20 protein-coding genes and 1 tRNA gene are annotated in these 22,277 nt (G+C 38.1%); 15 read left to right on the top strand and 6 right to left on the bottom strand.

The genetic code is table 11. The features are described 5' to 3' along the window. The first annotated feature begins 31 nt into the window (after positions 1 to 31). Entirely contained in the window at positions 32 to 1,189 is a 1,158-nt protein-coding gene (locus CH354_RS10620) for a DNA methyltransferase (protein WP_100726547.1), read from the top strand. An 11-nt stretch (positions 1,190 to 1,200) separates the two neighbouring features. Then, positions 1,201 to 1,629 (top strand): cell surface protein MPL17, encoded by a 429-nt coding sequence (gene mpl17 / locus CH354_RS10615; protein ID WP_100726548.1) that lies wholly within the window; start codon positions 1,201 to 1,203, stop codon positions 1,627 to 1,629. Positions 1,630 to 1,635: 6 nt separating this feature from the next. Here the strand turns inward: mpl17 and CH354_RS10610 are convergent, their stop codons facing one another. Together CH354_RS10610 and CH354_RS10605 are read right to left on the bottom strand one after the other, a co-directional pair. Then, the gene (locus CH354_RS10610) at positions 1,636 to 2,082 is read right to left on the bottom strand and encodes a lipoprotein (RefSeq protein ID WP_100726549.1); all 447 of its coding nucleotides are present in this window, start codon (positions 2,080 to 2,082) and stop codon (positions 1,636 to 1,638) included. After that, positions 2,083 to 2,760, bottom strand: a complete 678-nt coding sequence (locus CH354_RS10605; RefSeq protein WP_100766479.1) for a hypothetical protein — start codon at positions 2,758 to 2,760, stop codon at positions 2,083 to 2,085. It lies immediately after the preceding gene. Between the two features lie 21 nt (positions 2,761 to 2,781). On the opposite strand from CH354_RS10605, the gene CH354_RS10600 reads away from it, so the two are divergent. From CH354_RS10600 to CH354_RS10570, 7 genes are all read left to right on the top strand, one after another. Beyond that, positions 2,782 to 4,326, top strand: a complete 1,545-nt coding sequence (locus CH354_RS10600; RefSeq protein WP_100726550.1) for a M16 family metallopeptidase — start codon at positions 2,782 to 2,784, stop codon at positions 4,324 to 4,326. Beyond that, on the top strand, positions 4,326 to 5,726 hold the full coding sequence (locus CH354_RS10595; protein WP_100726551.1) for a M16 family metallopeptidase: 1,401 nt from the start codon (positions 4,326 to 4,328) through the stop codon (positions 5,724 to 5,726). Before CH354_RS10600 ends, CH354_RS10595 begins: the two co-directional genes overlap by 1 nt. Continuing rightward, positions 5,726 to 6,565 (top strand): MBL fold metallo-hydrolase, encoded by an 840-nt coding sequence (locus tag CH354_RS10590; RefSeq protein ID WP_100718095.1) that lies wholly within the window; start codon positions 5,726 to 5,728, stop codon positions 6,563 to 6,565. The genes CH354_RS10595 and CH354_RS10590 overlap by 1 nt, the downstream gene beginning before the upstream one ends. Then, complete coding sequence (locus CH354_RS10585; protein WP_100726552.1) at positions 6,562 to 7,209, top strand: O-methyltransferase; 648 nt, start codon at positions 6,562 to 6,564, stop codon at positions 7,207 to 7,209. Before CH354_RS10590 ends, CH354_RS10585 begins: the two co-directional genes overlap by 4 nt. Before the next feature lie 66 nt (positions 7,210 to 7,275). Further along, complete coding sequence (locus CH354_RS10580; protein WP_207762668.1) at positions 7,276 to 8,022, top strand: hypothetical protein; 747 nt, start codon at positions 7,276 to 7,278, stop codon at positions 8,020 to 8,022. Between the two features lie 54 nt (positions 8,023 to 8,076). Next, complete coding sequence (locus CH354_RS10575; RefSeq protein ID WP_409036362.1) at positions 8,077 to 9,423, top strand: N-acetylmuramoyl-L-alanine amidase CwlD; 1,347 nt, start codon at positions 8,077 to 8,079, stop codon at positions 9,421 to 9,423. A 12-nt stretch (positions 9,424 to 9,435) separates the two neighbouring features. Continuing rightward, positions 9,436 to 10,212 (top strand): hypothetical protein, encoded by a 777-nt coding sequence (locus CH354_RS10570; protein ID WP_100726553.1) that lies wholly within the window; start codon positions 9,436 to 9,438, stop codon positions 10,210 to 10,212. Between the two features lie 4 nt (positions 10,213 to 10,216). Here the strand turns inward: CH354_RS10570 and CH354_RS10565 are convergent. Continuing rightward, positions 10,217 to 10,303: transfer RNA gene (locus CH354_RS10565), tRNA-Leu, on the bottom strand. 4 nt (positions 10,304 to 10,307) lie between these two features. Next, positions 10,308 to 10,712 (bottom strand): PaaI family thioesterase, encoded by a 405-nt coding sequence (locus CH354_RS10560; RefSeq protein ID WP_002973585.1) that lies wholly within the window; start codon positions 10,710 to 10,712, stop codon positions 10,308 to 10,310. Positions 10,713 to 10,874: 162 nt separating this feature from the next. Between CH354_RS10560 and CH354_RS10555 the strand changes: the two genes are divergently transcribed. The 4 genes from CH354_RS10555 to sufB all read left to right on the top strand — a co-directional run bounded on the left by CH354_RS10555 (position 10,875) and on the right by sufB (position 17,150). Further along, complete coding sequence (locus CH354_RS10555) at positions 10,875 to 13,385, top strand: hypothetical protein (protein ID WP_100766449.1); 2,511 nt, start codon at positions 10,875 to 10,877, stop codon at positions 13,383 to 13,385. A gap of 196 nt (positions 13,386 to 13,581) precedes the next feature. After that, complete coding sequence (locus tag CH354_RS10550) at positions 13,582 to 15,090, top strand: ATP-binding cassette domain-containing protein (protein WP_100726555.1); 1,509 nt, start codon at positions 13,582 to 13,584, stop codon at positions 15,088 to 15,090. 35 nt (positions 15,091 to 15,125) lie between these two features. After that, positions 15,126 to 15,719 carry a peroxiredoxin gene (locus CH354_RS10545; RefSeq protein ID WP_100720598.1) on the top strand — a complete coding sequence of 198 codons (594 nt, stop codon included), beginning with the start codon at positions 15,126 to 15,128 and terminating at the stop codon, positions 15,717 to 15,719. A 36-nt stretch (positions 15,720 to 15,755) separates the two neighbouring features. Continuing rightward, on the top strand, positions 15,756 to 17,150 hold the full coding sequence (sufB, locus tag CH354_RS10540) for a Fe-S cluster assembly protein SufB (RefSeq protein ID WP_100726903.1): 1,395 nt from the start codon (positions 15,756 to 15,758) through the stop codon (positions 17,148 to 17,150). 16 nt (positions 17,151 to 17,166) lie between these two features. Here sufB and CH354_RS10535 read toward each other — a convergent pair whose 3' ends face one another. Then, on the bottom strand, positions 17,167 to 17,469 hold the full coding sequence (locus CH354_RS10535; RefSeq protein ID WP_100720599.1) for a transmembrane 220 family protein: 303 nt from the start codon (positions 17,467 to 17,469) through the stop codon (positions 17,167 to 17,169). 70 nt (positions 17,470 to 17,539) lie between these two features. Between CH354_RS10535 and CH354_RS10530 the strand changes: the two genes are divergently transcribed. Both CH354_RS10530 and CH354_RS10525 read left to right on the top strand, forming a co-directional pair. Then, entirely contained in the window at positions 17,540 to 18,784 is a 1,245-nt protein-coding gene (locus CH354_RS10530) for a PQQ-dependent sugar dehydrogenase (protein WP_100726556.1), read from the top strand. A 61-nt stretch (positions 18,785 to 18,845) separates the two neighbouring features. After that, complete coding sequence (locus tag CH354_RS10525; protein WP_100726557.1) at positions 18,846 to 20,840, top strand: LTA synthase family protein; 1,995 nt, start codon at positions 18,846 to 18,848, stop codon at positions 20,838 to 20,840. On the opposite strand, the gene CH354_RS10520 is transcribed toward CH354_RS10525, so the two are convergent. Then, complete coding sequence (locus CH354_RS10520; protein WP_100726558.1) at positions 20,824 to 22,143, bottom strand: sterol desaturase family protein; 1,320 nt, start codon at positions 22,141 to 22,143, stop codon at positions 20,824 to 20,826. The genes CH354_RS10525 and CH354_RS10520 overlap by 17 nt on opposite strands. Positions 22,144 to 22,277 lie beyond the last annotated feature (134 nt).

Here is a 22,277-nt window from a genome sequence, read left to right as displayed (position 1 = left end):
TTAAGAAAGAAAGAGGAGGCTTTTGCAAAGGATGGCAGGAGCAGGCAGATTACTTAAAGATTCGGATAAGATTATTTTTGGTGAGTTTTGGACAGCAAAACAAAGGCAAGGACATCCAATCCATCATACCGTTAGTTATAGAGCATCTTTTAAACCAGAGCTTCCTTCTTTTTTTATGAAGGAATTTCTTAAAAAGAAAAATAGAGTCGTATACGATCCGTTTGGTGGACGTGGAACAACAGCGATCCAAGCAAATATTGAAGGTCATGCGGCGATTCACAATGACATCCATCCACTTTCAATCTTTTTAGCAAGTTCGAGACAATATGTTCCTAAACTAGTTGATTTGGAAAAAAAATTAAACTCTCTAGATTTAGACAAAGAAGTGGAAGAAGATCCTTTTGATGTCAATTTACTTCCTTTTTTCCATCCGAAAACCTTAAAAGAGATTAAAAATCTCAAAAAATATATGGCGATTGATGATTCCGTTGAAATGAAGTTCATTTCCCTTATCGCATTGTCTCGGTTACATGGTCATAGTACTGGATTTTTTTCAGTGTATACTTTCCCACAAGTATCAATCCCTCCAGAAGCTCAGGCAAAAAACAATGCCAAAAAAGGGATAAACCCGGAATACCGGCCGATCAAACCTAGAATTTACCAAAAGATGAAACGTGATTTGGCTCTGCCCATCCCACCTTTTTATCATGAATTTTCTAAGAACAATTTGTACTCTCTGAATTCGGCAAATTCTGTTCCAAATGTCGAATCAGAATCAGTGGATTTGATTGTTACCTCTCCACCTTTTTTAGATAAAGTTGACTATGAAGGGGATAATTGGTTACGCCACTGGTTTTTAGATATAGAAAAATCAAAAGACCGTAAACTCAGTATTTTTAGTAATCTCAATGATTGGAATGAGTTTATACGATCTACACTGAAAGAATCGGCACGTGTTTTAAAGAAAGGTGCTTATATGGTGATGGAAGTGGGTGAAGTCAAAAAAGGAAATTCCATTTTGTACCTCGATGAAGATGTGGTTAGGATGGCGGAAGGAACGGGTCTTGTTTGGAACAAAACCTATGTCCATACCCAAAGTTTTACAAAACTATCCAATTGTTGGCAAGTCTCCAACAACGAAAAGGGAACAAATTCGAACCGTTGTGTAGTGCTAAGGAAAGTGTTATAAGTCTAAAGGATATGAACTGGAAATTTGTAACATCTTTGTTTGTTTCGATCTTAATCTTTGGATTTGTTGGATGTAATGAGTCAAAGGAAGTCCAAGTGGGAGAAACAATGGAATCACATCCCATTGAAGTCTCCATTAAGGAAAAATCATCAGGTAAGTATGAGTTAGAATTGTTCTTACCGAAAGATTTTGGATTTCAAATCGAAGCCCCCCATAGAATTTTTTTATCAGGTTCGGAAGGACTTAAAGTAACGACTGCAGAATTAAAACTAACGGGACCAACACACCCAAAAAAACCAGAATACTTTGAATATGTAAAACCCTTAACCTTCCAAGTGGAAGGAAAAGGGAAATTGTTAATGGAAGGAAAACTATTTTATTGTAACTTTCTTAAGAATATTTGTATTCCGGCAAAAGTTACAAAAACTTTTTCCATCTAATTAGTGTTATTCTAAGTCTTTCGTCACAAGACGTTTTAAGTTAGGTTTTTGGATTTGGTAAAGAAAAAAGTACCTGCCACCTACTGAAACGTTTTTGTTGACGATTTTTCCTTCTTTTGAGATTTCTCTCAGTTCCTTTTTCCCTTTGTCAGATAAGTTGGTAATGGTATACGTTTTCAGTAGGTTGAGTGATTTTTGTTCTGCAATTGACTTAGCTTCTTCTTCTCTTTCTTTTTCTGTTGGGAGAACACTGGAAACTGCTACTTGGAATAAACTTTCCGTTACAAATCCTTCTTTTGCTTTCGTAAATTCTATGACGAGTGGTGACTCTTCAGGTTTGGTTTCTATTGTTTCTTTGGGTTCATTTGTTTCTTTTATTTCTTTGGATTTACATTGAAAAAAAAGAAAAGAAATCGAAATTGATAGCAATGCAATTGTTAGGTGTTTGTTCATCTATTGTTTCCTGAAATCAGAGATCGGTGTTTTTTCCACTCGTTCCATTAGTTTAGGTTGGATATTTCGGAATAGGAAAGCACATTTTGTTGGGTCTGAGTAATCTTCTTTGTATAAGTGTAAACTGTCGAAAAACCAAGCAAAGTTGTGAAGGTTTTCTCGGTCGTTCTTTTTTTGGGTTTGGGGAATCCCCCTAACTCCGTCTAGGTTCTGGGTTGGATTCGGTGTTGTATTTGTGTTACTGGTTGTGCCAACACTTTGTTGGCTCTGCGGAACAACTGTATGTGTTGTAGAAGTGGTTGCGATAGTCCCTGTGGCAGTCGTCATCTGAGGTGCGTTTGTCACAAGTCTCGTTTGCCGATCTTTACCTTCTAATGACTTCGAAGAAGTATCTAAACCTTCACCAAATCGATGCTGTTGTCTCTGGATTTTGAGAAGGAAGGGCAAACTTAGGCTTTCTCTTTCGATGAATGCTCTTTTTTTACATTCCTCTCTTCTTTCTTTTCCTGCTATCTCACGATAGGTGACGGGAATCTCTACTTTGATTTGGAAAAATTCCCTAGAGATAAAACCTTCATCCGATTCGTTTTGTAAGGCACGTTCCACATAATTGGGATCGGCGATCGTAAAGAGGCGGCAGGAACAAAAGAGACTTAAAATTAGAAGTTTACGAACCATTTCCAACTTCAAGACTAGTAGATGATGTCGAAATTACGAATCTTTTTCCTTTGTTTCCTTCTACAATTTTTACCTCTTTTTTCAGAGGATTCTTTTTTTGGAACTTCCGAGTCCCAATTCCGCGAAAAAATCAAAACCATCCAATTAGAAAATGGACTGACGGTTGTGATGATGAAACGAGGAACTTCGCCGACAGTTGCACTTTATATCAAATTTTTGGTGGGAGCTGTGGATGAAACGCCTGAAGAAGCAGGGACCGCACATTTATTGGAACATATGCTCTTCAAAGGAACAAAATATGTTGGCACATCTGACTACCAAAAAGAAGAAAAATACCAAAAACAAATCGAAGTTTGGGGAACTGAGCTCGACAATTTAAAATTACAAAGAAGGGATTTGTTAACAAGAGGGGAGATGGTTCCCACTTCTTTGGAATCTGAAATCGAAACATTAAATCGAAGGTTAAAAAATCTCATCCAATTACAAGATGAGTTCATCGTGAAAAATGAAGATTCTTATATTTATGAACAAAATGGAGAAGTTGGATTTAATGCTTACACCTCGCAAGATGTAACCAATTACCAAATCCAATTACCAAACAACAGAATCGAAATCTGGGCAAAAATTGAATCCGACCGATTAAAGGATCCAATCTTACGTGAATATTATACAGAACGTGATGTTGTCATTGAAGAAAGAAGGATGAGAACTGATGATAGTGGAGCAGGTGTTTTGCGAGAAAAGTTTTTTTCTTTAGCATTTGAAAGCCATCCATACCGAAAACCTGTGATTGGTTATTCCACTGGACTTCCTTTTCTCAAAATTGATGAAACTAAGGAATTTTTCAAAAAACATTATACTCCAGACAGAATGGTGATTTCCATTGTGGGCCAATTTGATATGGAAGAAACGGAATCAATCATCCGTAAATATTTTTCCGATCTAAAACCTGGTAAACCAAGACCCAATTACAAAGTTGAGGAAAAATCATTTCCTGGTGAAAAACGGTTTAAGGTATACCATCCCTCTGGTAGCCAAATGATGATGGGTTGGTTAAAACCACCTTATCCTCATAAAGATAATTCCAGTTTTGATGTTCTCTCTACAATCTTAACTTCTGGTACTGGTTCAAGACTTTATAAACGTTTGGTTTTGGAAGAAAAGTTAGTGCTGAGCATTGGTGCTGCCAACGGTTACCCTGGCGAACGATACCAAAATTATTTCGTTTTTTTCATTAAGCCAAATGAAGGTGCAAATATTGAAAAAATAGAGTCCATCATTTGGGAAGAAATCAACCGAATTAAAGAAAACGGAATTCCAAAAGAGGAATTGGATAAGGTAAAAAACCAAATGGTATCTGATTTTATCAAAACATTAGATGAAAATGGAACAATTGCGGACTTATTAAGTTATTATCAGCTGTTATATGGAGATTGGTCAGGGTTATTCAAACAATACCAAACCATTATGAATGCATCAAGCAGTGAAATCCAATCTTTGATTCCCAAATACCTAACGAAAGAAAATGTAGTCATCGGTGTATTAGAGGATGTAAGGAAAAAATAATGAAGAAACGAATCCTAATTTTACTGATCCTTTGTCTCTCTCCCTTGTTTTCTCGCGAAATGGGAGAATTTGTAAAAGATATCCAGATCAAACCTTTACAATTCGATGTTCCAGGAATTACTTCCTCTACAAATCCTTCAGGTGTAGAAGTATTTTCCTTAAAGAATTCAGAATTTCCTATCGTATATGCAGATATTTTGATTTACCATGGAAAAAAACATTTAGGGTCTCGCCCTGTCGAAATTGCGAGAATCTTGGAAGATACTTGGGAATTGTCTGGTTCCAAAACATATCCAAAAGAAAAGTTTTTAGAAACCCTCGAATTTTACGGGGCATCTTTTTCTGTTTCAGTGGATTATGAAAAAACGATCGTAAGTCTTTCTTATTTAAAGAAAACCGAGTCGATTGTATTACCAGTGATGCAATCATTTTTCCAGAATCCAAATTTGGATGAAACTTTACTAAAAGTCACAAAAGGAAAGTTAACGGAAGAGATCAATCGAAGGAATGATAATCCTTCTGCTTTAGGAAGTAGGAAAGCAAAAGAAGCAATGTTTCGCGGGACCATTGCCGGCACTTCCATGAAAAAAGAAAATATAAATTCTGTTAGTATGGATGAACTACTTACTTTTCAATCTCAGATCCTTTCTGAATCAAAAAGAAGGTTACTCATCACGGGTGATTTTGATTTAAAATCTTGGGATGGATTTTTTTTGAATCTACCAAAAACGATTCAATCAAAAGACGAAATGATCACTCCTTCTATTTTAAGTGAGAATGTTACAAAAGAGGGTAAGGACATTCGTTTGGTAACAAAAGATGTAAACCAAACTTTTATCTCCATGATGGGAGTTTTACCAGAACACAACCATCCTGATTTTTATGCGATTCAAGTATTAAATTATATCATCGGGGGCGGGGGGTTTAACTCGTATTATATGAGAGAAATCCGAAACAATAGAGGACTCGCTTATTCCGCAGGCAGTAATACTGATTTTCAAGAAAATTATGGAACCATCCAATTTTATGCCATGACAAAATCAGAATCTGCAAAAGATGTTTTGTCTTTAATGAAAGAACTCATCCAACCAAAACTCATCAATTCTCTCACGGAAGAAGAATTGTTACGTGCAAAAAATGCCATCATCAATCAGTTTGTGTTTCAATTTGAAGATGATAAACGAACACTATCAAGTGAAGTGAGAAGGCGTGATCACAAAATGCCGGAAGGATACTTACAAAACTTTCGTAAAGAAATTGAAAAAGTAACCCTTGCAGACTTAAAACGAGTGGGAAATCTTTATTTCCAATCGGATAAAATGATCACAACCATAGTTGGTCCAAAATCACTGACAAGTTTTTGGAAAGGTTCAGTGAAAGTTTTACAACCAGAAGATTGATGTTAACAGCAAGTTTTGAATACAAAGGAATTAAATTTGAAGGGATCTCCGAAGGTGGGATCCGCACTTCCATTATTTGTCCCTCGCTTGACTTTATGTTTGATTTTGGATACATCAATCCTGATAAAATTCATATTGGTAAAATCCTTCTTACCCATGCACATTTAGACCATTCTTGTGGAATCCCATACTATGTTTCACAGAGAAGCCTTCGAAAACTTCCCGTACCTAAAATTTATGTACCAAAGGCGCTCGAACCAAAACTCTCACAAATTTTAAAACTCTATTCCGAAATAGAAGAATTTGATTATGAATGTGAACTTTATGGATTAAATTTTGGAGATAGAGTTGATTTAAAACCGGGTTATTTTTTTAAACCTTTAGAAAGTTTTCATAGAGTTCCTTCGCAAGGATATACAGTATATGAAACCAAACGAAAGTTAAAGAAAGAATTTGCATCTCTTCACTCCGATGAAATTCGAAAATCAAAAGAAAACGGAATCGATCCTACAGAAGAAATTTCAGTCCCTCTTGTTTCTTTTTCTGGGGATTCCAAAATTGAATATGTTTTAGCCAACGAAGACGTTCGTAAGAGTAAAATCCTTTTTATGGAATGTACTTATTATTGTGAGAAACGAGATGTAAGTCGAGCTAGGGAGTGGGGTCATACCCATTTTGATGAAATTGTCGAACATGCTTCCTCCTTTGAGAATGAAGCGATTGTCCTTATCCATCCTTCCAAACGTTACAGTTATCGTGAGTTAAACGATCTATTGCGAAAAAAAGTCCCTACCATTTTAAAAGATCGAATCTCTTTGTTTTTACCTCCTAAATCATGAAACCGAGACCCAGCATTTTCATTGAAGGTTTAGAACCATTTATTGACACAGATCTTGTATGCAAACCAAGTCCTGTGTTTTCAGAAATGGAAGCATATGCGAAAGAAAAAAACATACCCATTGTGACTGCGGCAACGGGTGGTGTTTTGTCCCATTTGGTTTCCTTTCTCAAACCTAAAACCATTTTAGAATTAGGGACTGGTCTTGGTTATTCAACACTTTGGATGTTTTATGGATCTAAATCTTCAAAGATCGTTACGGTGGACCGTCATGAAGAACAAGCAAAATTATTAGAAGTGTATGCCGAAAAAATGGGTGTAAAAGACCAAATGGATGTTACTCGGGTGACAGGTTCTGTTTTGGAAGCTTTGGAAGAGGAAATGTTTTGGATCGATACGGATTTTTATTTTGTGGACTGTGATAAAATCACCTACCCAAAGATTTTCCAAACCCTTTGGCCTAAGGCAAAAAAGGGCTCCAGTTTTGTATTTGATAATGTACTCTGGCATGGGCGAGTTTTGCATCCAGACCCCAAAAAACCATCCGATATGGCAGTGATGGAACTTTGGAATGCGGTGAAATCCCAAGTTTCGGACTATACCTTGTTCCCCGTCGGAGACGGCTTACTCTTTTTTCGGAAGTAGAAAAAATAGTAGTCAAACCTAGAACTTTTCGTGTAATCTGCTCCTTGGTTTAAGGAGAAACGTTTCGTGTTAAAAAAAAGTTTTTTGATTCTGTCTATGGTTTGTTTGAGTCTTTCGGTAACGGCACAGGAATCAGGTGCACCTGAAAAAGGAAAGGAATCCTTTGAAGAATTAGACAAATTGGACCAAGGAACCAATTTAGAACGAAAACAATACAAAAATATTTCTGAAAACAATAAAGACAGAGTCATCAATTCGATTAAATTGTTAACGATTGTTACGGCAAACTTTGGAGACGAAGTTCCAGACTCCAAAACAGCATTAGATAAAATCAAAAAAGACTACCAAATTGTATTACGTTATTACTACCGAAGGGCATATATTGCTTCTGGTAAGGCGATGGTGATTCTTGAAAAAGACATCAATGCCCTACTTGGTAAATTTGCCAAAAGTTACGACACCAAAACTCAAAACTTACTTGCTGAGTGTGCTGATACCATTACTGGCCAAGAACAAGCTCAGTTGGTTGATACTTCGACAGAAGGTGTAAAACCAGTTGTGCCATACCGTGAAATTGCTGAAGCACAACAAAAACTAAGAATTGCCTATGGACAACTTGGGTTAGCGACAGATATGACAAGGGATGATCGTTACTACGATGCTATCGTACATTACCGAATCGCAAAGGACTATGGAATCAAAATTTTAACTGATTTCAAAGAACAAGAAGCAGATAAAAAAGTGATCACTGATAAATATGCGAAAGATCTTGTTGATAACAAAAATCAAATCGTAAGCCAAAACACAAAATAATACCTTCAAACTTTTCTTTTCTCCGCTCGCTATAGGGCGGAGAATGGCACAAGCGTGTCTCAATCTTATCCAAACTACCTTTCATTTTTACTTCGGTTATTGCCTGTTTGTTTTTTCGTTTTTACTAGTTCTATTTTTTCGGAACCAAGTTTCCGTATCGTGATTGATCCTGGCCATGGTGGCGTTGCCAAAGATCCAAAAGCTCAACATGGAGATAAATATGACAGTGTCACACAAACTTATTTGGAAACATACAAACAAGGTACAGAACATGGAAGTATTACGGAAAGAAAGGTTGTACTTGATTTAGCAAAAGAAGTCCACAAGGTATTAAAATTAACTGAGACCGAGGTTGGTTGGAAAGAATTTGAAGGTTATCTCAAATTATTTTCCAAAAAACATGAATTCACTCGTGTGAAACTCTTAAGCCACCTAACAAGAGAAACATCGTTTGATGATGATGCCATCTCAGAAGATCCAAATGCACCGTACCGCCTTTATGATTTTCCCGATCCCAAATCTGGAATCAGAAAAAAAGGTAGGTTGTCAAAAATCAATGAACTAAAACCCCATTTGGTTTTATCCCTCCACCTAAACCCTGCTAGTAAAGGCCAAAAAGGAGGAATGGCAGCAGTTCTCACTCCCGGGTACAAAACTTTTTCTAATCTAAAAAAAATATCTGAAAAACAAAAATCACAGAGTGTATTTTTGAAAGGTCCTTGGTCTGATTGGCTTATTTTCCAATCTGGTTGGAGTAAATTAGAAAATGCTACAGCCGATACTTGGATTTACCTACATGGGTATTGGTCCAAAAAAAATGGAAAGGAAACAGACTTATCTAAGTTTGAAGGTTACCGCCAAAACATGATTAGTTGGAAGTATGCTGACGATCCTAATTGGGAAAAAAATATTGGGAAAAAGGGTCCTTATGCCAAAACACACGAAGAGTTTTTAGAGTCGGGTCGATTTTGGGAACGGGAAATGGGGAAAAAAGAGGAGTGGAGGAGAGAAGGTGGGAAAGAAGGGTTTGGAGGTGACAACCATTATGTATCACGGGAACTGATGCGTTTTGTCCAATATGGGCTTCCTATCCAACTAAAAGAAAAAGATTCTCCTTATCCAGAACTTGGTCCTATCCAAAAGCCATATATTTCTACCTATAGTTTACCTACATATACCAATGCACTTTGTGCTTTTATCGAAATTGGGTATGTGAACCGAAGCCGTGATATCAAATACTTAACCCAAAATAAAAAGGAAACAGCCATCTCGCTTGCAGTCGGCATTTATTCTTTGTTTGTTGGACTTGATGTGAAAAAAAATCCAAACCTTCCTTATAACCCCAAGGGAAAAAAGGTAAATTGGGAACGATATGAAACTTATTTTGAAGACGTATTATAATCTTAACAGTATATGAAGCCAAAAAAAGAAACATCTAAAGTTTTACATCATTCCTTGTTTCCTGAGTTTATCCAGTTATACCAAAAGTCTTTGGTGATTCGTTATTCAAAAGATAATTTACAGAATTATCCAGAATTCCATTCCATTTCGGAAAAAACAATCCAAGAACTGCTAACGTTTTTTTTAGAGTATTTGTATCCCTCTTATGAAAAAAGAAAAAAGTTAGATGCCGCCTTTGATGCGTTATCTGGATTTGTAAACCATCCTTCCAAAATATGGGGGATACTCGGAAACTTGGCTATGTCCATCTTTCGTTTTGGTAAACATTTTCCTATGGCATTAAAAGCGGGAATGTCAGCTCTTCATTCTTATGTGACAGCTCATAGTTTTGAAGAAGAATTGGTGATGGCTCTTGATGCACAAGAGAATCCAAAAGAGTTTTTAGAATCGAACTTTGCAATGGAGAAACTCATCTCCTTTGTGGAAAAAGAGAAAGCAGATGCTTTTCGGAAAGATGTGTGTTCACTCTTTTCTATTTTTTCTGACAAAGAACTCGTTCGAAAGATCATATTGATTATGGAAGATATCCTTCTGAAGATGGAATCGAAACAATCTCTTTATACAGAGAATGATAAAAATGGAATTTCACTTGGAGTTTCGATTCTAAAGGAAGGACAGAAAATTTTTGATTTGTTAACGAGGCAAGAGATGGATCTCGTTTTACAAGCAATTGATAAAATCGAAAAGGAGTTTTATCAAAAAGCTTGTGCGAGATTTCGAACTAAATAACTTTTGGTACCGATGGCCGGAATCGAACCGGCATGATGTTACCATCGGTGGATTTTGAATCCACTGCGTCTACCAATTCCACCACATCGGCATTATCAGTCTTCAGCTTCGATATATTTACCTTTTCCGCGGGCCACTATTTTGCCGATCTCATTTTCAATTTCAGCACGGTTTTCGATGATTTTTTTGTTCTTTTTCACAAACCATCCACGTAAGTGAAGAGGTTCATTCACCTTTGCAGGTTGTAGGAAACGAATGGTTAGTTCCCCTGTTGTGGTTTCGAAATTCATCGCTTCATTGATCTTGACCATGATCTCATCAAGGATGGTTGAGATAATCCCTGGATGGATTTGATCTGGTAAACCCTGGTATTTTTCGGGGCAGGTGTAATCACCGAAGGCAGTTTTTGTGTCTTCATCGAATGTGATTTTTAACTGCAACCCGTCTGCATTGTCCGGAGAGGAGGCAAAGCTGAGATTTTTTTTCGCAACGGATTTCATGCCACCATGGAACGCAAGAAATTCTCTTGTGTCAAGCAGAAAAAGAACTTGCGGTCAGTTTGGCTTAAAAAGCCTCGTAAAATACTTGGAAATGCAATATTCTTTGGTATTTTCTTAAGTTACGCCTCTCTAAACCTCGAAAATAAAGAGTAGAACCCTTTTATGTTAACAACCCTTATGATGTTACTCGGTCTCTCTGGTGCTGGCGCCGATCTCGATGAGATCTCTCGTCGTGAAGGGAGTGGTGAGTCCAGTGCGTCTTTGAGTCCAAGGCAAAAACGGAGACTCAAACAGAAGCAAGGTGATGAAACTGATGAGGCAGAAGTTCCTAAAAAAGGTGGTGGGATATCTTCCCGCGAGAAAGGGAACAAACAAAGTAGGGGAGAGGAACTTGGTTTCCAAACAGATACCAAAAGTCCCAAATCAAAACCAAAATCATTCTCTGAAAAACTATCAGACTTACCCAACTTAGAAGAAGATTTCGACGAACCAAGTTTAGGTGGTGATGAAACTAAGAATACACCAAGAAGGAAACGAGAAAAACAAAAACCTCCTAAATCACTGAGCGAGCTTCCGTTAGGTGACTTTGGTGAAGAAAATCCTGAGGTTGAAGATTCACCGTCTAGACCTAGGCGAGAGAGTCCTGAGATTAGTTTTTCAGCTGATGATATTATCTCTAAAAATTCGAAGTATAGTTTCCATCGTAGGCCACTTCTCAATGCGGAAGCACTTGTCGAAGCAGAACAAGTTGAGGAAGCAATTGAGATCTTTGAAAGGACTGGCAATCGTATTCCTGATCCTGCTATCAAAGAAAAAATCAAAAAAAACATTCAGGATTTAGAAGAGTTTTTAGAGGACAATCCAGAAAAAGGATCCGAAGAAACTGGCAAAGATGGCAAAACCCAGGACAATGAATCTCCGAAAAAACCCAAACCAAAACCACCAGGGAATTTAGAGAAATCAGACAAAGACTTAAGTGATTTGGTGCATGCCCTAAAAGAAGTATCCGAATTATTTGCGGAATCAATTGCTCGTGCCATTCAATTTGCACAAAATTCTCCACCACCTAACTTTCCAAATTTGCCAAAAGAACCATCTTTACCTCCTGGGCAAAATTTGGGAGACTTCCCACCACCTCCACTCCCAAAAGGGAAAAATGATCCACAACCTCCCAGTGGACCACAAATCAACCAAACGGTTGAAGGTGGAAACCAATTGGTACATCCAATTGTGTATCAGTTTTTACAATCAAGTCCACAATCTCCTGGCGTCATCGATCCAAAACTTTTACAAAACCAAGACCAATTATTACAATCCTTGAACCAAGGTTTGACAGCTGGAGGATTAACACCTTCACAAGCTGGTATTCCTATGGCACCAGCAGGTTCTGGAATTGTAGGTCCATTTTTTGTTCCACCAGAAAACAAACAAAGGCAAGAAGAAGAAAGAAAACCTTTCGACTTGCAGGAGTTAGCGGAGCAAATTTCTAAAAAAGATGTATCTGAGCTTGATTTACCTGAAGATACATTTTTTTCAAATGATTGGAAACAGTTTAAAGATTTACCTCTCGTTGATAGAAGGTCTGGGGAAGAGCGAAGGAAAAATCCTGACAGAAGAACCAATTTAGTTGGTAGGAAAGATAGAAGGTCCGGGGAAGACAGACGTAAACGTGATCGTTTTAAAGAAAGAGAAGAGTTCTTAAAAAACCAAGCCCTTCAAAAACTAGAAAAAAAAGCAAAAGAATTTGAAGCGAAAGGGGAAGAATCATCTCTCAATGATTTATTAAAATCATACTTTCCAGAACAACCCAATTTAAAATTACCTGAATCATGGGACCTCGAACCCATTGGATTACCAGATCCAAATGACCTGAGAAGGGATGAAAAAGAACCTCTTCTCCATCCAGACGAGAGGAAACAAACTGGTGAGGAACCAAATTGGTTCCAAGATACGACTGATTCTTTACGCAAAGAACTGGAACTCCCTGATCCAGTTGATCCACAAACTGATGAATTAATTTCTTCAAAAGTAGAACTCCCAGAAGCAGTTGATCCTAACAAACATAAGTCGGAAACGATTATTGAAACGGATATGCCCATCCAAGTGGAACTTACAAACAGACCACTTGTCGCTGATGATATTAAAATCGGTTTACCTGATGCGGATGAAGTGTTTCGTGATCGCAAACGAAAAGAAGAAGAAGGTGAAACAGAAGGCCCTTCGTTTGATGATGTAGATGGTCCTGATATTGAAATTGTCGATGGGGATTTGGGGGAGATCGCAGAAGAAGAATCTCCTATGCCTCTCGAGGAGATGGCCGAAAAAGCCACAGAGGATGAACCTGAAAAAATCATCCATGGGGTTTTGGAATTAAAACCACCAGAAGCGGATGATGCTCCGTTTTTAACTCTGACTTATGATTTTGGAAAAATCCCACATGCGTTCCGATTATCTAAGAATTATTCTATTATGGAATATTCGTATTATAAATACAAACCGATGCTCATGAAAGCACAAGAGTTTGCCCGTCGTAAGATGTTAAAAAATGCTCTCAATTATTACCGCGTGATCAAATCCCAAAATATCCCACCTGAACTTCGTAAGATGATCAATCGAAACATTCGAGACATCACAGAGTTTATGGAAAAATTCCTAATGGCAAAAGGAAACTGATCCCATCTTCAAATGGAATTGTTTGACAACTTAGCTTTGTTTTTTTTAGTCTAACAAACACAGGCAAGGTACACTCCGATGAGAATCCAAACAAACAATCGGTAAGTAAATTTTAAAACCAATCCACACTTCTCCTTTGTTTTTAGGACAAGGCATACTTACCGATTTCCACTTGGAAACAATGGGAGTTTGTTCTATGTCTAGTTTTCTTTCCGTTCACAACCTTACATTCCAATTCGAATCTCAATCGGAACCATTGTTCCAAAACCTGAACCTTCATTTTACTACAGGATGGACGGGAATTGTTGGGAAAAATGGAAGTGGTAAATCCACGTTAGCAAAAATCATATGTGGTGAAATTGAAACAGCAAAGGGGATTGTCCTTGGGAACGAGTCTGTTACTTTTCTTTCGCAAGGTACAGAGATAACCAGTGATGGACTCCAAGAATTTTTATATGATGAGGACCAAGAATTTGGGTACTGGAAAAATCTCTTACAAGTTAAGTTCGAATCGATGGATCACTATTCGACTCTCAGCTTTGGTGAAAAAAGAAGATTGTTACTTGCAATGGTCTTATCAAAACAATCAGATGTTTTGGTTTTAGATGAACCCACGAATCATTTGGATTTTTACAGTGCCAAGATCATTCGGGAATCACTTTTGTTATACAAAGGAATTGGTATTCTCATTAGCCACGACAGAGACTTGTTAGATGGTGTCGTCAATTCATGTGTTTTCCTCGAAAAAAACTTTGTGAGCCAAAGGAATGGAAATTATTCTGCAGGGAAAATTGAGCTGGAACGTGAAAAAGGAGAGAGATTACATGATTGGGAAATTGTAAAACGGGAAAGAAAAAAACTCGATGCTGAATTAAAACGAAGGAGAGAGGTGGCTAAACTTTCCCACATCCACCGATCAAAAAAAGGTTTAGACCTCCATGACCACGATGCACGCCACAAAATCAATTTGGCTCGAGTGTCAGGGAAAGATGGCCAAGCAGGCCGACTCAAAAACCAAATTGAAACAAGAACCGAACATTCTAAAAAACGAGAAATAGAAATTGGGAAAACACTTCCCGAAAAGGAAACAATCGGGATCGATTGGTTGTCTACTCCATACAAAAAGAGTCACTTATGTTTGTTAGATGGTGGTAATTTGGATTTAGGATTTTTGCAATTGAGTTTAGAAAAAAATTTGGACATCCAATCTCATGATAGGATTTCCATCACAGGAAAAAACGGTGTTGGGAAATCAACCTTACTCCTATATCTGGCAAATCAATTGCAGAAAAAAGGGATAAGCACGTTTTACCTCCCACAAGAATTTTCGAATGAGGAGGTATTCCAATTGTACAACGAGTTCCAAAACCTCTCGGACATAAAAAGAGCAAAAGTTCTTTCGTCACTCCATCGTTTAGGCAGTGATCCCAAACGGTTTGCCGAGTCCGAGTCTTTGAGTCCAGGAGAATGTAAAAAACTGTATCTGTCTCTCCACCTAGAAGAGAGTTTTGAAGTGATGCTCTTAGACGAACCTACCAATCATTTGGATCTAAAATCGGTAGAAGCCTTAGAGGTATCACTCGGGCGTTTCCCAAAGGCTCTCCTTGTAGTGAGCCATGATCGGCGATTTGTGGAAACAGTGACAACGAGAGAGTGGGTATTGGAAAACTTCCGGCTCACTGAAAAACATCTAGACAGAATCTAAGGACTGTACTTAGAATAATTCTAAGGAGTGACATTATGCCACAAGTGACATCACATGCCCCTGATTTTAAAGCAACCGCAGTGATCGGGGACAGTTTCAAAGAAATCAAATTATCTGATTACAAAGGAAAATGGGTGGTACTCTTTTTCTATCCACTTGATTTTACATTTGTATGTCCTACAGAGATCATTGAATACGATGCAAAACTAGAAGATTTTAAAAAGATCGGAGCTGAAGTTTTAGGTGTATCTGTAGATAGCGAATTTTCACACTTAGCTTGGAAAAAAACGCCTAAAAAAGAAGGTGGTATTGGTGAGATTAAATACCCACTCATTGCAGACAAAACAAAAGAAATTGCAAAGTCTTTTGGTGTCCTCATTGAGTCAGGTCCAGATGCTGGGGTTGCGCTTCGCGGAACTTTCATCATCGACCCACAAGGTGTAATCCGCCAAGCAACTGTTAACGACCTTCCAGTAGGACGTAACATTGAAGAAGCACTCAGACTCATCAAAGCTTTCCAATTTGTGGAAAAACACGGTGAAGTTTGTCCTGCAAACTGGGATGAAGGGAAAAAAACGATGAAAGCGGATCCTACTGGATCAAAAGCTTACTTCGCTTCCGTCAATTAATTGCAGTTTCTCTAAAACGAGAAAATGGGAGAACTAATGGAATCTACAACAAATACAGAAAAACCGAATGTCGAATTTTATAAGGCTGATAATTTTCCTAAAGGTTTGACACGTAAGGTTGTAGAGTCCATCTCCCATATTAAAAATGAACCGAGTTGGTTATGTGAGTTTCGTTTAAAAGCCTTTGAGGTGTATGAACAAAAACCAATGCCAACCTGGGGTTTTATCCCACAATTCCAAATCAACATTGATGATTATGTACATTATGTAGGTTCCAACCAGAAAAAGAAAAAATCATGGGATGAAGTGGATCCCGAAATTCTACGTAGTTTCGAAAAACTGGGAATCCCTGAACACGAACGGAAATACTTAGCAGGAATCGAGACAATGAACGATTCCGAAACCATTTATGCCAATGTCAAAAAGGAACTCACTGATTTGGGAATTATTTTTTGTGACATTGATACTGCCATCCGCGAATACCCAGAACTCGTTCGCGAGTATTTGGGAACTGTTGTTACCATTGGTGATAATAAATTCTCAGCCCTCAACTCTTGTGTTTTTAGTGGTGGGTCATTTGCTTACATTCCGAAAGGAGTGAAAACTCCTATGCCGCTTCAGGCATATTTCAAAGTAACAGCTGCTAGTTCTGGACAATACGAACGCACTCTTCTCATTGCAGATGAAGGTGCCCATTTGGAATACAGTGAAGGTTGTACTTCTGTCCAAGATAAGGGTACGAATTTCCACACAGCTGTTGTGGAACTGGTTGCTAAAAAGAATTCTAAAATCTTCTATACCACCATCCAAAACTGGAAAAAGAATATGTATAATTGGACAGTGAAACGTGGGCTATGCGAAGAGGCAGCTCACATCACATGGACTGATTGTAATATTGGCGCCAATACCATCAAATACCCAGGGATCATCTTACAAGGGGATCATTCCACGGGAGATGTACTTTCACTCGCATTTGCTGGGAATGGCCAAGTGCAAGACACGGGGGCCCGGATCATCCATGTGGGAAAAAACACAAGGTCCAATATTTTAGCAAAAGGGGTTGCCCTTGACGGAGGGATCAATTCTTACCGAGGTCTAGTTAAATTTGAACCATCCAGTAAAGGATCGTACAGCCACATCAAATGTGATGGTCTTATGATGGACAACCGTTCCCAGTCTCATGCTTATCCATACAACGATGTGTCAGGGGAAGAGGGAACTCTCAACTACGAAGCAACTGTTTCCAAAATTGATGATGACCAATTGTTTTACCTTCAGTCTCGCGGAATGTCAGAAGACGATGCAAAACTACTCATCATCAATGGCTTTTGTGAAGGGGTCACCAAACACTTAGATGTAGAATATTCGGTTGAGATGACAAAACTCATTCGAATGATCCTGGAAGACGGAAAAGTCATCTCCGAAACTTAAAAAACCAAAACAAGGTTTATCGTTTCAATACCAGAACCCAGAGGCTTACACTTGCGATGAGTAGGCCGAGGCTTTCTCTCACTTCTTCCACTTCCATTCCAAAATAAGGTGCTTCGGTCATATAAAATACTGATAGAACCAAATACAAGGGAATGAGAACAGTTCCCACCCATCTTGGCAATCGACGGAAAAAACGAACAGTAGCAAGGATTCCTACGATTGCATAGAGCGGAAACCATAAATACGGATCTGGATCGTTCAATTGCAAGTAAGCAAATAAAAAGAATATGGGAATACAAATGAGGGAAAATAGTTTCATCACAGTTTCCAAAGTTTTTTGATTGCGGATACAAATCCAAGCGAATTATCCTAAAAGGAGAAACCCGCGTATGAAAATCCAAATCTTATTATCCGTGTCCTTTTTTACCGTATCCTTATCTTCTCTCGCTTGTGATGATTTAGGCAGAAAGATATTAAAAACATTCAATAAGAAATATGAAACAGATGGAAAGGTATTAGGATCCAAACCAATTTTTATTGGCCCCGATGCTCTCCGCAAACAACTATCGATTTCACTTACAGAAGTGGTGAAGGTCAAAGAACCAACCGACATTCAGTTTCCACCTGCCGAGAGTCCTTTTATGTTTATTTTGGAAAAAGCAGGGGACCTCATTCTTTTTGATAGAGAAAAAAAAACCAAACGAGTGTTACATAAATTTCCCGTCATCACAGATAGTGAGGAAGGTCTACTTGGTTTTACATTCCACCCGAATTATCCGAAAGAACCAAAGGTGTATTCCCATACGGTAATCTCTTCTGCAAGTAAAGATATGACAGTGATTGCTGAATGGTTAGTGGAAAATCCCAACTCATATGAATCCATGGTTCTAAAAAATGAACGTGTGTTATTGCAAGTAGAACAGCCATATCCAAACCATAATGGAGGCCAAATTGGTTTTGGGCCTGATGGGTATTTGTACATTGGTCTTGGAGATGGGGGATGGAGAGCCGATCCAAAAAACAACGGACAAAATCCAAACACCTTACTTGGTTCTATCTTACGCATTTCTCCCATGCCAGATGTCGATGGAAAAAAACCATATTCCATTCCTAAAGATAATCCTTTCCTTGGAAAACAAGGTTTTTTGCCTGAAATTTTTGCCTATGGGATTCGTAACCCTTGGAAGATGAGTTTTTCACCTGACGGTCGTTTGATTGTAGCTGATGTAGGACAAGATGCTTATGAAGAAGTAGATGTTATCCTTTCTGGAAAAAATTATGGATGGAACCAAACAGAAGGTTTTCATTGTTTTACAGATGGATGTAATCCCTCTTTGTACCAACCTCCATTTTATGAATATGGCCGTGAAGAAGGCCAATCCATTACGGGTGGGTATGTATATACAGGATCTTCTATTCCTGAATTAAAGGGAAAATACGTTTTTGGTGATTTTATCCAAGGAAAAATTTGGGCGATTGAAGTGCCAAAACCTGGAACCAACCAAAAGAGTACAGAAACCATTGCACTTGGAAAGTGGAACCTACTCATTCCAACCTTTGGCAAAGATAATGATGGTGAAATTTTTGTTGCTGATTACCAATCAGGAACCATTTACAAATTGGGAAAACCGTAACCCATCAGTATTGGAACAAAAGATCCATTTGATTGTTTAAAATTTAAAAGTTGATCCTTCTATGAAAAAATTGTTTACCCATGTCCCTTTTTATATCCGTTTCCACCTGCTTCTTGCTGGACTCGGAATTGTTTTTTTAACCATTTACCGTGTCGCTTTTTTTCTGATGTATTCCTATCGGATGAATGATAAATCATTTTGGATCATTCTGAAAGCATTTGCAAAAGGTGCACGTTTTGATATTTCCGTCTTATGTGTGTTACTTGGATTTAGTCTTGTTTATTCAACATTTCATTTTCTAAATCGGAATCGGTGGTACAGATCTGTATGGAGGACAATTCCTGTTATCTTTATCATCTTACTTCTTTTTTTACTCATTGCCGATTTGATTTATTATGAGAATGGAAACAAACATTTGGGGTATGAAGCCTTTGCTTACTTAGGTTTCGAAATGTTACCACTAGTTGGATCTGCTTTTTCACAAAATCCATTTTTGTTTTTACTCGGTTTACTCATCATTTTGGGAATTGGATTTGGTATTTATAAAATCCAATCAAAATTTCCATACTCACATGTGAACTTACATTACAAATGGGCTGGTCTACAATTTCTAATTGTGTTGGCTTTACTTGTTCTTGGCATTCGAGGTGGAATCCAAACAAGTCCACTTCGTACAAGTGATGCCATTATCACAAAAGAAACGATTACCAATGATTTGGTTTTAAACCCTGGGTTTACGGTCATCACAGATCTCAAAATGACAAAAGTGGACGATCGGCATACGATGAAGTTATCGGATGCAACATCCATTGTCAGAAAGGAAGTTTCGTATCCAGGAGCTGAGTTTATTTCGGAAGAGTATCCTCTGCTTCGTAAAACAAATATCACTTCTAAAAAACCTTTACCTCATATTGTTGTCATCGTTCTCGAAGGTTGGACTGGAAAGTTCATTGATATCATTGGATCAGGGAAGGTGGAAGGAAAAGTAGTCACACCATTCTTCAACCAACTCATCCGCCAAGGAATGTTCTTTAAGCATTTTTTTGCAAGCGGCGGACGAACTACGAATGGACTGATGGCACTGATGGGAGGTATCCCCGACAGGCCAGGGCTCACTGCTGTCAGAACACCACAAATTCTTAACAGGTTTTCAGGCCTAGGAAACATTGCAAAAACTATAGGTTACCAAACTCTTTTTGTAACAGGAACAGATTTAAGCTTCAATAATAAGGGTAGTATCATGTACCACTGGGGTTTTGATACACTAGTTGGGAAACAAGAGTTGGAAAAAAATCCAGAATATAAAACTGGGCCTTGGAGTTACTTAGATGAAGCATCGCTTGATGCTATGCACAAACGTCTGTTAAATGTGAGTCCAGAAAAACCAATTGTTTCTGTGATCCATACAGGTACAACCCATTACCCATACAAAGTCCCAGATGAAAAATACCGTTTGTTTGGAAAAGACACTCAAGACAGCGAATACTTAAATGTTTTGCATTATGCTGACTTTGCACTTGCCGAATACATGGAAAAGGCCAAAAAAGCTCCTTATTTTAAAGACACTGTTTTCTTTTTTGTATCAGATCATAGCCACCATCGTTTCCTAAATTATTATGAAGATCGAAATGTCCCTCTCCTCATTTATGCTCCTGGCAAAATCAAACCAGAGTTAAGGGAAGATGTAACATCACAACTTGATCTAATTCCAACGATTCTTGGTTTTATGGAAAGAGAGGTATATTTCAGTGTGATGGGCCGAGATTTGCGAAAGGTAAAAGGATCCTCTGCTTACTTCGCATATGGAAATATCTTTGGTTGGATTGAGGATGATTTTTTATACTACCAATCAGTATCAGGCGGACAAGGGGAAACAAAAACCATCAAAGAACCATTTGTGGATCTAGGCCTTTGTTACAAAGATTTAAGTCTCTGTAACAAACATGCTGAGAAAACAAAAGCCTATTTGAATATGGGAGACGAACTCCTAAAGTCGAACAAATTGTTCCCTTCGGAGTCCGTTTTACAATCGATAAAAACTAATACCAAGTATTAGAAATATTACTCAAATCAAAGAATGTCTTTCGTTTGATGATGATCCATAATAAGGAAACAAGCGAAAGGCCAATGAGAGGGATCGCAAACATCGCGATGTTTGGAATGTTGGAATAAAGTAGGGTGAGAACAAACGCAAAGATAAAAAGTACGTTACGCACTACTTCTGTCCTTCTTGACCAACGTTTCATTTCCATTGTACGATCAATGGAAAACAAACTAAAGATAATCACTGCAGATAAAATACCAAGCATTGTCATATCTTGTTCTAAGTTGATTTTTGCTACTTTCCAAATCACAAGTCCCACTGCCATAAGAACCGCTGCTTGTAACGCTACATATACCATTACACCCATTGGTGGTTTTGGATCATATTTTTCTGTATAAGCTGGTTCTTTGAATACATCGTCTGGTGTTTGTAGGTAAGTTGGTTTCCAACCAGGAGGACCAAAGATTGTTTTAAACACATCTCCTATCGACTTACATTTGAAGATTTGAAAGAACAGATCCTTAAACACGTGTAAGTTGACAGTGATTGGGTTAAATGAGTTTACAGGTTTTGTTAAACCATAAATGGGTTCGTCGGTTTCCCATTCAAAGGAGCCAAACATTCTGTCCCAAATGATAAAAATTCCACCATGGTTTCGGTCTAGGTATTTCCTTTGGGTTCCGTGGTGGACTCTGTGGTTGGAAGGGGTCACCATAAACTCTTCTAAAAATCCTAACTTCCCAATAAAACGAGTGTGCACCACAAATTGGTACACTTTTAATATCCTGTGGCTGAGTAAAAACATCGCCCATGGGATACCAAGGAGAGCCATCACAAGGAAATACATGTATTCAAAAATTCGTTGTAATCCATTCCCTCGGAAAGCGACGGACAGGTTCATTTCTTGTGTGGAATGGTGGGTGACATGGGTTGCCCAGAAAAGATTAATCTCATGGCAATGTCTGTGAAACCAGTAATAGATAAAATCAGCCAACACAACAGAAAATGTCCAGGCACCGAGTGCATGCCAATTCACAACAAAACTTGGTGAAAATTGGAAAGGACTTGTCAGAGGGAAAAAATGATAACCAAGAGCAGATAAAGAGTAATTCTTTTCAATGATGTCGTAAACATATAAAGCCCCAAGTAGGATGACAACCCCAACAAGTGCAAAGATCACACCTGTGCTAACATCCGCTATAAGAACATTCAATCGGTAAAACTGTTTGCCCTTCATATAAGAAACAAAAATTTCAATCCCGATCAGTGCGACCATGACGATAAAGGCGTATTCCATAAAGGCATCGCTATTCATGCGTGTATTTTCCTCACTAACGACTAGGCTTTTGAATCATGTCCACTAAGTCAATGTCCATTTCTTCCGAGGAAACTAGCGACTTTGTGACGATTCTGTGAATTTAGACTTGTTCTACAGGGCTTTTTGGAGTA

The organism is Leptospira levettii (genome assembly GCF_002812085.1).
GTDB classification, from domain to species: domain Bacteria; phylum Spirochaetota; class Leptospiria; order Leptospirales; family Leptospiraceae; genus Leptospira_A; species Leptospira_A levettii.
This window is presented reverse-complemented; position numbering and strand designations above follow the sequence as displayed.

Excerpts from the sequence above, each read along its gene's own strand:
- sufB (WP_100726903.1), top strand. The coding sequence starts at position 15,756 with ATGGAATCTACAACAAATACAGAAAAACCGAATGTCGAATTTTATAAG.
- CH354_RS10590 (WP_100718095.1), top strand. The coding sequence starts at position 5,726 with ATGTTAACAGCAAGTTTTGAATACAAAGGAATTAAATTTGAAGGGATC.
- CH354_RS10600 (WP_100726550.1), top strand. The coding sequence starts at position 2,782 with ATGATGTCGAAATTACGAATCTTTTTCCTTTGTTTCCTTCTACAATTT.
- CH354_RS10570 (WP_100726553.1), top strand. The coding sequence starts at position 9,436 with ATGAAGCCAAAAAAAGAAACATCTAAAGTTTTACATCATTCCTTGTTT.
- CH354_RS10620 (WP_100726547.1), top strand. The coding sequence starts at position 32 with ATGGCAGGAGCAGGCAGATTACTTAAAGATTCGGATAAGATTATTTTT.
- CH354_RS10520 (WP_100726558.1), bottom strand. The coding sequence starts at position 22,143 with ATGAATAGCGATGCCTTTATGGAATACGCCTTTATCGTCATGGTCGCA.
- CH354_RS10560 (WP_002973585.1), bottom strand. The coding sequence starts at position 10,712 with ATGAAATCCGTTGCGAAAAAAAATCTCAGCTTTGCCTCCTCTCCGGAC.
- CH354_RS10595 (WP_100726551.1), top strand. The coding sequence starts at position 4,326 with ATGAAGAAACGAATCCTAATTTTACTGATCCTTTGTCTCTCTCCCTTG.
- CH354_RS10530 (WP_100726556.1), top strand. The coding sequence starts at position 17,540 with ATGAAAATCCAAATCTTATTATCCGTGTCCTTTTTTACCGTATCCTTA.
- mpl17 (WP_100726548.1), top strand. The coding sequence starts at position 1,201 with ATGAACTGGAAATTTGTAACATCTTTGTTTGTTTCGATCTTAATCTTT.
- CH354_RS10610 (WP_100726549.1), bottom strand. The coding sequence starts at position 2,082 with ATGAACAAACACCTAACAATTGCATTGCTATCAATTTCGATTTCTTTT.
- CH354_RS10555 (WP_100766449.1), top strand. The coding sequence starts at position 10,875 with ATGTTAACAACCCTTATGATGTTACTCGGTCTCTCTGGTGCTGGCGCC.
- CH354_RS10525 (WP_100726557.1), top strand. The coding sequence starts at position 18,846 with ATGAAAAAATTGTTTACCCATGTCCCTTTTTATATCCGTTTCCACCTG.
- CH354_RS10605 (WP_100766479.1), bottom strand. The coding sequence starts at position 2,760 with ATGGTTCGTAAACTTCTAATTTTAAGTCTCTTTTGTTCCTGCCGCCTC.
- CH354_RS10550 (WP_100726555.1), top strand. The coding sequence starts at position 13,582 with ATGTCTAGTTTTCTTTCCGTTCACAACCTTACATTCCAATTCGAATCT.
- CH354_RS10535 (WP_100720599.1), bottom strand. The coding sequence starts at position 17,469 with ATGAAACTATTTTCCCTCATTTGTATTCCCATATTCTTTTTATTTGCT.
- CH354_RS10545 (WP_100720598.1), top strand. The coding sequence starts at position 15,126 with ATGCCACAAGTGACATCACATGCCCCTGATTTTAAAGCAACCGCAGTG.
- CH354_RS10585 (WP_100726552.1), top strand. The coding sequence starts at position 6,562 with ATGAAACCGAGACCCAGCATTTTCATTGAAGGTTTAGAACCATTTATT.